This window comes from Kitasatospora sp. NPDC024654, from assembly GCF_055559155.1.
The window spans coordinates 16,069-27,786 of the sequence record NZ_JBVHLF010000060.1 but is presented as its reverse complement, the minus strand read 5'-3'; the positions used below and the strand labels follow the sequence as shown (position 1 = coordinate 27,786).

General features: G+C 72.4%; 7 protein-coding genes and 1 pseudogene. 5 read left to right on the top strand and 3 right to left on the bottom strand.

Annotated elements, in window-relative coordinates:
- Positions 1–429 (top strand): annotated as a pseudogene (locus tag ACZ38L_RS28090) (DUF6099 family protein); the annotation flags it as partial.
- 251 nt (positions 430–680) lie between these two features.
- Here the strand turns inward: ACZ38L_RS28090 and ACZ38L_RS28085 are convergent.
- Both ACZ38L_RS28085 and dapD read right to left on the bottom strand, forming a co-directional pair.
- Positions 681–896, bottom strand: a complete 216-nt coding sequence (locus ACZ38L_RS28085; RefSeq protein WP_465698395.1) for a hypothetical protein — start codon at positions 894–896, stop codon at positions 681–683.
- Between the two features lie 322 nt (positions 897–1,218).
- Positions 1,219–2,208: a 2,3,4,5-tetrahydropyridine-2,6-dicarboxylate N-succinyltransferase gene (gene dapD / locus ACZ38L_RS28080; protein WP_465698393.1), complete on the bottom strand. Its 990-nt coding sequence runs from the start codon at positions 2,206–2,208 to the stop codon at positions 1,219–1,221.
- Positions 2,209–2,323: 115 nt separating this feature from the next.
- On the opposite strand from dapD, the gene ACZ38L_RS28075 reads away from it, so the two are divergent.
- The 3 genes from ACZ38L_RS28075 to argF all read left to right on the top strand — a co-directional run bounded on the left by ACZ38L_RS28075 (position 2,324) and on the right by argF (position 7,891).
- Positions 2,324–3,949: a 3' terminal RNA ribose 2'-O-methyltransferase Hen1 gene (locus ACZ38L_RS28075; RefSeq protein ID WP_465698391.1), complete on the top strand. Its 1,626-nt coding sequence runs from the start codon at positions 2,324–2,326 to the stop codon at positions 3,947–3,949.
- Positions 3,950–3,953: 4 nt separating this feature from the next.
- The gene (locus ACZ38L_RS28070) at positions 3,954–6,623 is read left to right on the top strand and encodes a polynucleotide kinase-phosphatase (RefSeq protein WP_465698389.1); all 2,670 of its coding nucleotides are present in this window, start codon (positions 3,954–3,956) and stop codon (positions 6,621–6,623) included.
- Between the two features lie 266 nt (positions 6,624–6,889).
- Positions 6,890–7,891 carry an ornithine carbamoyltransferase gene (gene argF / locus ACZ38L_RS28065; RefSeq protein ID WP_465698387.1) on the top strand — a complete coding sequence of 334 codons (1,002 nt, stop codon included), beginning with the start codon at positions 6,890–6,892 and terminating at the stop codon, positions 7,889–7,891.
- A gap of 34 nt (positions 7,892–7,925) precedes the next feature.
- Here argF and ACZ38L_RS28060 read toward each other — a convergent pair whose 3' ends face one another.
- Positions 7,926–8,333: a type II toxin-antitoxin system VapC family toxin gene (locus ACZ38L_RS28060; protein WP_465698385.1), complete on the bottom strand. Its 408-nt coding sequence runs from the start codon at positions 8,331–8,333 to the stop codon at positions 7,926–7,928.
- 645 nt (positions 8,334–8,978) lie between these two features.
- On the opposite strand from ACZ38L_RS28060, the gene acnA reads away from it, so the two are divergent.
- Complete coding sequence (acnA, locus tag ACZ38L_RS28055) at positions 8,979–11,624, top strand: aconitate hydratase AcnA (protein WP_465698383.1); 2,646 nt, start codon at positions 8,979–8,981, stop codon at positions 11,622–11,624.
- Positions 11,625–11,718: the final 94 nt, after the last annotated feature.

The window sequence follows — 11,718 nt, the reverse complement described above, 5'->3', positions numbered from 1 at the left end:
ATGGATGCGCTGCGCTTGATCAAGACCGCCCGGTACGCGCTCGCCGAGGCCAGGAGCGCGCCCGACGTGCTGCAGGAGGCCTGGCAGACGGCGGTGTTCACGGAGGCGCTGGCCGCCCGGCTGGTCGACCACCCGGTGTCGGAGGTGGTGACGCTCGCACAGCTGCTCGGCGGGGCGGGGCGACATGCCGCCGGCTGCCTGGAGCTGCCGCCGGACCGACCGGAGCGCGGGGAGTGGGCCACCCCCGGGTGGGCCGCCCGGCTGACCGAGCTGGGTGAGCCCGCGCTCGTGCTGCTCCAGTTCCGGCACCTGCTGAACGAGGTGGGCGAGGCGCTGATCGTGACAGCCTGCGGGGCCGACACGGAGGGCGTCTACTGGCAGTGCATCGACGGGGTGGACGCCTACGTCGAATGTCGGGAGCTGGTGATCGAGCTGCTCCGGGTGCTGCGCCGACTCGATCCGGAGCCCGGCGGCGTGGCCGGCCACCACCCGGACCCGGGCCCCGGCGACGTGCCCCGGCAGGGGCCGGCGCGGCTGCTGCTGCCGCTCGAACCGCCGACGGCCGAGCCACCGGGAGCTCGATCGCTCGGGGCCCGGCCGCTCGGTCCGGCCGATCCGCCGGACACGGGCGGCCCGGCCGACGGTCCGCCTCCCGCCCGGCCGTCGCACCGGCGCCGGCGCTACCAGCCGCCGGGGCCGGTCGCGGAGCCGGCCGAGCTGGTGGGCTCGGCCGACCTGGCGCCGGCCGACTCCAGGTCCGCCAGGTCGGCGTTGACGGTGGCGAGCAGCTCCTGCAACTGGTCCAGCAGGGTCTTGGGCGGTGCGGCGGGGGTCGCCGGCGCGGCGGGGAGTTCCTCCGGTGACGCGACGGGGTCCTCGTACCTGGGCTCGGACATGAGGGGAACCCTCCAGCTCGGTCGTGCGATGCGATGCGGCGGACACCGGCGCCGCCCGTGCGGGAGACGCCGCGAGGGCGCGCGGCCCCACTACTGCAACGACCCGCGACCGCCACGGGTCACCGGGCGCCACCCGTTGCGGGTCAACCCGGGCCGGGGGTCAGCCCCGAGGGTGAGCCGGGCTTGCCGCGGGCCCGCGCCCTCCGGTATGCGGGCGTCCCGCCGCGCGAGCGACGCCCGTGCGAACGGCGCCGGACCCCCGCTCGCGCTCGGTGCGCGGGCGAGGGCCCGGGTGAACCGGCCGCGCCAGGCCGGCGGGGGGTCAGTTGTGCGCGTGCAGGTCGGCGTTCAGCCCGCCCCAGGAGCCGGAACGGGCGATCACCTCGACCGCGCCGGACTGCGAGTTGCGGCGGAACAGCAGGTTGTCCTGCCCGGAGAGCTCGACCGCCTTGGCGATCTGGCCGTCCGGCAGGGTCACCCGGGTGCCCGCGGTGACGTACAGGCCGGCCTCGACCACGCAGTCGTTGCCCAGCGCGATGCCGATGCCCGCGTTGGCGCCCAGCAGGCAGCGCTCGCCCACCGAGACGACCTGCTTGCCGCCGCCGGAGAGGGTGCCCATGATCGAGGCGCCGCCGCCGATGTCGCTGTGGTCACCGACCACCACGCCCGCGCTGATCCGACCCTCGACCATCGAGGTGCCGAGGGTACCGGCGTTGAAGTTGACGAAGCCCTCGTGCATCACGGTGGTGCCGACGGCCAGGTGCGCACCGAGCCGGACCCGGTCGGCGTGCGCGATCCGGACCCCGGAGGGCGCGACGTAGTCGGTCATCCGCGGGAACTTGTCGATCCCGTAGACGGCCAGCTGGCCGCCCTCGGCGCGGACGGCGAGCCGGGCCTGCTCGACCAGCTCCACCGGCACCGGGCCGATGTTGGTCCAGGCGACGTTGGCGAGCAGGCCGAACACGCCGTCCAGGTTCTGGCCGTGCGGCCGGACCAGCCGGTGGCTCAGCAGGTGCAGGCGCAGGTAGACGTCGTGCGCGTCGAGCGGCTTCTCGTCCAGCGAGGCGATGGTGGTGCGCACGGCGACGACCTCCACCCCTCGGCGGGCGTCGTGGCGCAGCGCGGTGGCGACGCCGTCGCCGAGCTCCGCCTCGGCCTGCTCGGCCGTGAGCCGGACGGTGCCGGACGGGCCGGGCTCGGCGGCCAGGGCGGGGGCGGGGTACCAGGTGTCGAGAACGGTGCCGTCGGCGGCGATGGTCGCCAGACCTGCGGCGACGGCACCCCGGGTGGGAGAGGTGGATTCAGCAGTCACACCGTGCACGGTAACGAATTTCGGCCACCCCTGCCGAACGAGCCCAGGGAACGGACGGTCCCGCCCGGCCAAAACCAGATGTCCTGCCGCCCGCTCCGGGGCAATACTGAGCCGGGTGTTCATCTCGATATCCACCACCGGAACAGCCGACCGCCCGGCCACCGACCTGGGCTTCCTGCTGCACAAGCACCCGGAGAAGGCCCAGCGCTTCACCACCTCGCACGGGGAGGCGTACGTCTTCTACCCGGAGGCCGGTGCGGAGCTGTGCACGGTGGCCCTGGTGCTCGAAGTCGACCCCATCGCCCTGGTCCGCCGCGCCCGCGGCAAGGGTCACGGCCCGTCGACGGCCTCCGGAGCCGGCGCGCTCTCGCAGTACGTCAACGACCGCCCCTACGCGGCCTCCTCGCTGCTCGCGGTGGCGCTGCGGACGGTCTTCCGGACGGCCATGAAGGGCGTCTGCGAGCAGCGGCCCGGGCTCGCCGATCAGGAGCGGCCGCTGGCCGTGGTGCTGCCGGCGGTGCAGGTGGGTGGCGGCGCCGAGCGACGCTCGCCGGACGAGCGGCCGCTGGTCAACCGGCTCTTCGAGCCGCTCGGTTGGAGGGTCGCGGCCACGCCGGTCCCGCTGGACGAGGCGTTCCCGGAGTGGGGCGAGTCGCGTTACCTGCGCTTGGAGCTGACCGGCACGCTGCGGTTGGCCGACGCGCTGCAGCAGCTCTATGTGCTGTTGCCGGTGCTCGACGGTGCCAAGCACTACTGGGTCGCCCCGGACGAGGTGGACAAGCTGCTCGGCGCAGGCGAGGGCTGGCTCGCGGACCACCCGGACCGTGCCCTGATCAGCCGCCGTTACCTGGTCCGCCGCTGGTCACTGGCGAACGAGGCGATCCGTCGGCTGGAGCTGGCCCGGCTCGCCGAGACCGACGACCGCGAGGCCGAGGAGCTCGACAACGCGGTGGACCTCGACCGCTCGGACGGTCCGGAGTCCGTCGCTGGGTCCACTTCGGGCAGCGCCCCGGACGTCGACGCGGACACCGGCTCCGGCACCCGCTCGGCGGACGACCCCCGGCCGGTGCCGCTCGCTCGACAGCGCCGGGAGGCGATCCTGGCGGCACTGCGCGAGTCCGGTGCCGCCAGGGTGCTCGATCTCGGCTGTGGGCAGGGCGAGTTGGTGGGTGACCTGCTCAAGGAGCCGACGGTCACCAGCGTGCTGGGGGTGGACGTCTCGGCGACCGCGCTGGTGGCGGCGGCCCGCAAGCTCAAGCTGGACCGGCTGTCGGAGCGCCAGGCCGCCCGGGTGCGGCTGGTCCAGGGCGCGCTCACCTACACCGACGCCCGGCTCAAGGGCTACGACGCCGCGGTCCTCTCCGAGGTTATCGAGCATCTGGACCTGCCCCGGCTTCCCGCACTCGAACACGCGGTGTTCGGCGCGGCCCGACCGGCCACCGTGGTCGTCACCACCCCGAACGTCGAGTACAACGTCCGCTGGGAGAGCCTCCCGGCCGGCCACGCCCGGCACGCCGACCACCGCTTCGAGTGGACCCGTGCCGAGTTCCGCGACTGGGCGGAGCGAGTGGCCGAGAGCTACGGGTACACCGTGGTCTTCCGCCCAGTCGGGCCGGAGGACCCGGAGGTGGGCCCGCCGACCCAGCTGGCCCTGTTCCACCGCGGCACCGGCACCACCGCGAGCGCCACCTCGACCACCACCGACACCCCGAGCAGCACCGACACTCCCGAAGGGAGCTGACCCGATGACCGACGAGACCCAGGCCACCCTGCCCGCTCCCGAGATCCCCGTCGCCGAGGCCGGGGCGAAGGTCCGCCGGCTGCCCGTCACCGACCTCTCGCTGGTGGTGCTGATCGGCACCAGCGGCGCGGGCAAGTCCACCTTCGCCCGGCGGCACTTCGCGCCGACCCAGGTGATCTCCTCCGACTACTGCCGGGGCCTGGTCGCCGACGACGAGAACGACCAGTCCGCCTCTGCCGACGCCTTCGAGCTGCTGCACTTCATCGTCGGCAAGCGGCTGGCCGCCGGCCGGCTGACCGTGGTGGACGCCACCAACGTCCAGCCGGAGACCCGCAAGCAGCTGGTCCGGATCGCCCGTGAGCACGACGTGCTGCCGATCGCGATCGTGCTGGACGTGCCGCCGGGCGTCTGTGCCGAGCGCAACCGCTCCCGCCCGGACCGGAACATGGGCGCCCACGTGATCCCACGTCAGCACCGCGAGCTGTGCCGCTCGCTGGGCAGCCTGGAGCGCGAGGGCTTCCGCAAGGTGCACCACCTGCGCGGCGCGGCGGAGGTGGAGAGCGCCGAGATCGTGCTGGAGAAGCGCTGGAACGATCTGCGCCACCTCACCGGCCCGTTCGACATCATCGGCGACATCCACGGCTGCCGGGCCGAGTTGGAGACGCTGCTCGGGAAGCTCGGCTACTCCCTGCGGCGGGACGAGCAGGGCCGGCCGGTCGACGCCCTGCCGCCCTCCTCGCCCGCCCCCGGGCGGGAGCGGCCGTCGGGCAGCCGGACCGCCGTGTTCGTCGGTGACCTGGTCGACCGCGGGCCGGACACCCCGGGCGTGCTGCGCCTGGTGATGGGCATGGTGGCGGCCGGGCACGCGATCTGCGTCCCGGGCAACCACGAGAACAAGCTCGGTCGGGTGCTGTCCGGTCGGCAGGTCACCGTCTCGCACGGGCTCAAGGAGTCGCTGGACCAGCTGGCAGCCGAGCCGGAGGAGTTCCGCGCCGCCGTCCGGGCCTTCCTGCGCGATCTGGTCAGCCACTACCGGCTGGACGGCGGCAACCTGGTGGTCTGCCACGCCGGGCTGCCGGAGAAGTACCACGGCCGCAACTCCGGCCGGGTCCGCTCGCACGCGCTCTACGGGGACACCACCGGCGAGACCGACGAGTACGGCCTGCCGGTCCGCTACCCGTGGGCCGAGGAGTACCGCGGCCGGGCCCTGGTGGTCTACGGGCACACCCCGGTCCCGGCCGCGAGCTTCCTCAACAACACCATCTGCGTGGACACCGGTTGCGTCTTCGGCGGCAGCCTGACCGCGCTGCGCTACCCCGAGCGCGAGCTGGTCTCGGTGCCGGCCGAGCGCGAGTGGTACGCCCCGGTCCGGTCGCTGGCCAGTGACGCCCCGGGCGGCCGGGAGGGCCGGCCGCTGGACGTCGCCGACGTGACCGGTCGGCGGACCGTCGAGACCGCCCGGCACGGCCGGATCGCCGTCCGCGAGGAGAACGCGGCGGCCGCGCTGGAGGTGATGAGCCGCTTCGCGCTCGACCCGCGCCTGCTGCCGTACCTCCCGCCGACCATGGCACCGAGCGCGGCCTCCCGCCGGGACGGCTACCTGGAACACCCCGAGGAGGCGTTCTTCGCCTACCGCGCGGACGGCGTGGGCCAGGTGGTCTGCGAGGAGAAGCACATGGGCTCCCGGGCGATGGTGCTGGTGGCCCGCGAGCCGGCCGCCCTGGAGCAGCGCTTCGGCGTCGCGGCGCCCGGAGCGATCTGGACCAGGACGGGCCGGGCGTTCCTCGGCGACCAGCGGCTGACCGAGGCGATCCTCGACCGGGTGCGGGCGGCCGCCGAGATCGCGGGCCTCTTCGACGAGCTGGCCACCGGCTGGCTGCTGCTCGACGCCGAGCTGCTGCCCTGGTCGCTCAAGGCGGCCGAGCTGCTGCGCCGGCAGTACGCGGCGGTCGGCGCGGCCGCCGGCTCCGCGCTGCCCGAGGTGCTCTCCGCACTCGACCGCGCGGCCGGCCGGGGGGTCGAGGGGCTCGCCGAGCTGACCGAGCGCCAGCGTCAGCGGGCGGCGGACGCGGCGGCCTTCACCGTGGCCTACCGCCGCTACTGCTGGCCGACCGAGGGGCTGTCCGGGATCCGGCTGGCGCCGTTCCAACTGCTCGCCGCGGAGGGCGCCAACCTCGCGGTGCGCCCGCACGACGAGCACCTGGCCCGGATCGACCGCCTGGTCGCCGCCGACGCGGCCGCGGGCCCGGAGCCACTGCTCCGCGGCACCGGGCGGCTGGTCGTGGACACCGCGGACGAGGTCTCGATCGCGGCCGGAACCGCCTGGTGGGAGGAGCTGACCGGGGCCGGCGGTGAGGGCGTGGTGGTCAAACCGCTGGCGTCCTTCGTCCGTGGCGCGGCGGGGGAGGGGCGGCCAGATGGCCTGGTCCAGCCGGGCCTCAAGGTGCGCGGTCGCGAGTACCTGCGGATCATCTACGGTCCCGACTACACCGAGCACCTGGACCGGTTGCGGCAGCGCTCGCTCGGCCACAAGCGCTCGCTCGCACTGCGCGAGTACGCCCTGGGTCTGGAGGCGCTGGACCGGTTGGCGGCCGGCGAGCCGCTCTGGCGGGTGCACGAGCCGGTCTTCGCCGTGCTGGCCCTGGAGTCGGAGCCGGTGGACCCGAGGCTCTGATCGCCCACGCGCGTACCGCGGCGCCCCGGACCGCCTCGACCGCCTGACCCGACTGTCGAGTGGCCGGGCGGTCGGGGCGGCCCGGCCGCATTCTGGAGTCCGGAGGCGGACGGCCCGCCCCCGAGTTTGGGCTCTGCATAGAAATTCCAAGTATCGTATACACTTCCCGGCACTGGCGTACCCAGCGGCGCCGTGTCCAGCGTCCCCCGCCCGACCCCCGGCCCCGGCCGGTCGCGGTCGGCAGACCGTCACCCCAGGAGCTTGGTATGGCCACGAACCTCCGGAACAGGCACTTCCTCAAGGAACTGGACTTCACGGCCGCGGAGTTCCACTTCCTGCTGGAGCTCGCCGCGGAGCTCAAGGCCGCCAAGCGGGCTGGCACCGAGCAGCCCCGGCTGCGCGGCAGGAACATCGCGCTGATCTTCGAGAAGACCTCGACTCGCACCCGCTGCGCCTTCGAGGTGGCCGCCCACGACCAGGGCGCTGCGACCACCTACCTGGACCCGGCCGGCTCGCAGATCGGCCACAAGGAGTCGATTAAGGACTCGGCCCGGGTCCTCGGCCGGATGTTCGACGGGATCGAGTACCGCGGCCACGGCCAGGAGGTCGTCGAGGAGCTGGCCCGGCACGCCGGGGTGCCGGTCTGGAACGGCCTCACCGACGAGTGGCACCCGACCCAGATGCTGGCCGACGTGCTGACCATCCAGGAGCACAGCAGCAAGCCGCTGACCGAGATCTCCCTCGCCTACCTGGGCGACGCGCGCAACAACATGGGCAACTCGCTGCTGGTGACCGGTGCGCTGCTCGGTCTCGACATCCGGATCGTGGCCCCCGAGCAGCTCTGGCCGGCCGAGGAGATCCGCAAGAGCGCCGAGGAACTCGCCGCCGCGAGCGGCGCCCGGATCACCCTCACCGACGACGTCGCCGCCGGCGTGGCCGGCGCCGACTTCCTCTACACCGATGTCTGGGTCTCGATGGGTGAGCCCAAGGAGGTCTGGGCCGAGCGGATCGCCCTGCTGCGGCCCTACCAGGTCTCGATGGACACCGTCCGGGCGACCGGCAACCCCGACGTCAGGTTCCTGCACTGCCTGCCGGCCTTCCACGACCTGGGCACCGCACTCTGCCGCCAGATGTACGAGGCGACCGGGATGAGCGAGCTGGAGTGCACCGACGAACTCTTCGAGTCGCCGCACTCGATCGTCTTCGACCAGGCGGAGAACCGCCTGCACACCATCAAGGCCGTCCTGGTCGCCACCCTCGGCTCCTGACGACCGGCACGCGGCCCTCCGAACCGACCGGCGCTCAGCCGGCCGGGCGCCGCAGGCCCCGGATCTCGCAGCGCGGCCCGCTGGCCCGCATCAGCCGCAGGTCGGCGGTGACCAGCGGGGCGCCCAGCTGCTCGGCGACCGCGACATAGGCGGCGTCGTCGGGGGTCAGATTGTCCTTCAGCTCCCAGATCCGGCCGAGCAACGAGGCCAGCGCCACTTTGTGGAACACGATGCCCGGCAGTTCGGCGGCCACCGCCGCCACCTGCTCCGCGGTGTTCTCCCTCGCCAGGTAGCGCCCGCGCAGCGACTGCATCACCTCGATCAGCAGGTGCTCGGGCGCCGCCCAGTCCGGGTCGGCGGCCAGCGCGGCGCGCGCCGCGTCACCCCGCTCGCCTCTGTCGGCCAGCGCCAGCACCAGTGCGGAGGCATCGACGACGATCATCGGACTGGTCTCCTCGGACTCGGCTCACCCGGTGGGGCCCGAACCGCCCGTTGCCCCGCGCCACGGTAACCGGTGCCCCGCCGACGCCGGCCGCGCACCCCGCCGCGTCGACCCGGCCGCCCGCGACACCGGGCCCGCCGCGCGGAAGAGGCCGTGCGGAAGAGGTGGCGCCCCGGCCGAGCACGAACTCCTCGCAGTCGGCCGCGGTCGGGCGGCGCCGAAGTGTGCCGATCACTCGTCCCCCTCCGGGGCCGTCCTGCCCGTGTGTCCCGTTGGGCGCCCGAGCCACGGCCCCGCTGACGACCCGGTCGGTGCTGTCGACGGGAAGGCGAAGGCGGGCGGGAATGGCGCTGGAGGGGAGCACGGCCGGACTCGCCAGGGGGTGCCTGAGGTCACTCTGAGTCCGCCCATGCACTATGGTTTATCTCGACATCGAGATAACTCCTCGCTAGGATGTATCTCGACATCAAGATACTTGCCGAGAGGCGCCCACCGGCGGCGCTGGCGGGGCAAGCCTAACTTAGGTCACCCTAACTAAGGCTCACCTTACCATCTGGATGGCCGGCTGGGCCTGCCTCGATGTGTGGTCCACCCATGACCTCACGTCAGAGACGTGCCGCACGAAGCACCTAGAAGGAGTCAGTCGTGTCCGCGAACAGCTTCGACGCCCGCAGCTCGCTGCAGGTGGGCGACGAGTCGTACGAGATCTTCAAGCTCTCCGCCGTCGAGGGTTCCGAGCGGCTGCCTTACAGCCTCAAGGTGCTGCTGGAGAACCTGCTCCGTACCGAGGACGGCGCGAACATCACCGCCGACCACATCCGCGCGCTGGGCAACTGGGACCAGAACGCCGAGCCGAGCCAGGAGATCCAGTTCACGCCGGCCCGCGTGATCATGCAGGACTTCACCGGCGTGCCGTGTGTCGTCGACCTCGCCACCATGCGTGAGGCGGTCAAGGAGCTGGGCGGCGACCCGGCCAAGATCAACCCGCTGGCCCCGGCCGAGCTGGTCATCGACCACTCCGTCATCGCCGACAAGTTCGGCACCAAGGACGCCTTCACCCAGAACGTCGAGATCGAGTACGGCCGCAACAAGGAGCGCTACCAGTTCCTGCGCTGGGGCCAGACCGCGTTCGACGAGTTCAAGGTCGTTCCGCCGGGCACCGGCATCGTGCACCAGGTGAACATCGAGCACCTGGCCCGCACCATCATGGTCCGGGGTGGCCAGGCCTACCCCGACACCTGTGTCGGCACCGACTCGCACACCACCATGGTCAACGGCCTCGGTGTGCTGGGCTGGGGCGTCGGCGGCATCGAGGCCGAGGCTGCCATGCTCGGCCAGCCGGTCTCCATGCTGATCCCGCGCGTGGTCGGCTTCAAGCTCAACGGCGAGCTCCCGGCCGGCGCCACCGCCACCGACCTGGTGCTCACCATCACCGAGATGCTGCGCAAGCACGGTGTGGTCGGCAAGTTCGTCGAGTTCTACGGCGCCGGCGTCACCGCCATCCCGCTGGCCAACCGCGCCACCATCGGCAACATGTCGCCGGAGTTCGGCTCGACCTGCGCGATCTTCCCGATCGACGCCGAGACCATCAACTACCTGAAGCTCACCGGCCGCGACGAGCAGCAGCTCGCCCTGGTCGAGGCGTACGCCAAGGAGCAGGGCCTCTGGCACGACCCGTCGGTCGAGCCGGTCTACTCCGAGTACCTGGAGCTGGACCTCGCCACCGTCGTCCCGTCGATCGCCGGCCCGAAGCGCCCGCAGGACCGCGTGGTGCTGGCCGAGGCCGCCGAGAAGTTCGTCGAGGCGCTGCCGACCTACTCCGCCGAGGCCTCCAAGCCGACCCCGGTGACCGCTCCGGACGGCACGAGCTACCAGATCGACAACGGCGCGGTCGTGATCGCCTCGATCACCTCCTGCACCAACACCTCCAATCCCTCCGTCATGCTGGGCGCCGCCCTGCTGGCGAAGAAGGCCGTGGAGAAGGGCCTGCACGTCAAGCCCTGGGTCAAGACCACCCTGGCCCCCGGGTCCAAGGTCGTCATGGACTACTACGAGAAGGCCGGCCTGCTCCCGTACATGGAGAAGCTGGGCTTCAACCTGGTCGGCTACGGCTGCGTCACCTGCATCGGCAACTCGGGCCCGCTGCCCGAGGAGGTCTCGAAGGCCGTCAACGACGCCGACCTCGCCGTGGTGTCGGTGCTCTCCGGCAACCGCAACTTCGAGGGCCGGATCAACCCGGACGTCAAGATGAACTACCTGGCGTCCCCGCCGCTGGTGGTCGCCTACGCCCTGGCCGGCAACATGAACGTCGACATCACCAGGGACGCCCTGGGTCAGGACGCCGACGGCAACGACGTCTTCCTCTCCGACATCTGGCCGTCGGAGCAGGAGGTGGCCCACGTGGTCGCCGCCTCCATCGACCAGGACATGTTCACCAAGGACTACGCGGACGTCTTCGCCGGTGACCACCGCTGGCAGTCGCTCCCGGTCCCGACCGGCAACACCTTCGAGTGGGACGCCGAGTCCACCTACGTCCGCAAGCCCCCGTACTTCGAGGGCATGGCCAAGACCCCGAGCCCGGTGGCGGACATCGCCGGCGCCCGCGTGCTGGCCAAGCTGGGCGACTCGGTCACCACCGACCACATCTCCCCGGCCGGCAACATCAAGGCCGGTACGCCCGCCGCGCAGTACCTGACCGAGCACGGTGTCGAGAAGCGCGACTTCAACTCGTACGGCTCGCGCCGTGGCAACCACGAGGTGATGATCCGCGGCACCTTCGCCAACATCCGCCTGCGCAACCAGATCGCGCCGGGCACCGAGGGCGGCTACACCCGCGACTTCACCCAGGCCGACGGCCCGGTGTCGTTCATCTACGACGCCGCGCAGAACTACCAGGCCGCGGGCGTCCCGCTGGTGGTGCTGGCCGGCAAGGAGTACGGCTCCGGCTCGTCCCGCGACTGGGCCGCCAAGGGCACCGCGCTGCTGGGTGTGAAGGCCGTCATCGCCGAGTCCTACGAGCGCATCCACCGCTCGAACCTGATCGGCATGGGCGTCCTGCCGCTGCAGTTCCCGGCCGGCCAGAGTGCCGACTCGCTGGGCCTGACCGGCGAGGAGACCTTCACCATCACCGGCGTGACCGAGCTGAACGAGGGTCGCACCCCGAAGACCGTCAAGGTCAAGGCCGGTGACAAGGAGTTCGACGCGGTGGTCCGCATCGACACCCCCGGTGAGGCGGACTACTACCGCAACGGTGGCATCCTGCAGTACGTGCTGCGCTCGCTGATCGGCTGAGCCCGGCGCCAGTAGTCGAAGCGGGGGGCCCCCCCCCCCGGGGGGGGGGCGGCTTTTTCTTTTCCGCTCTCTTCCCCCTCCCCTTGGTTCGTTG

What these genes read in the sequence shown, in the direction of transcription:
- ACZ38L_RS28085 (WP_465698395.1), bottom strand. Translation starts at nt 896, where the DNA reads ATGTCCGAGCCCAGGTACGAGGACCCCGTCGCGTCACCGGAGGAACTC.
- ACZ38L_RS28060 (WP_465698385.1), bottom strand. Translation starts at nt 8,333, where the DNA reads ATGATCGTCGTCGATGCCTCCGCACTGGTGCTGGCGCTGGCCGACAGA.
- ACZ38L_RS28070 (WP_465698389.1), top strand. Translation starts at nt 3,954, where the DNA reads ATGACCGACGAGACCCAGGCCACCCTGCCCGCTCCCGAGATCCCCGTC.
- argF (WP_465698387.1), top strand. Translation starts at nt 6,890, where the DNA reads ATGGCCACGAACCTCCGGAACAGGCACTTCCTCAAGGAACTGGACTTC.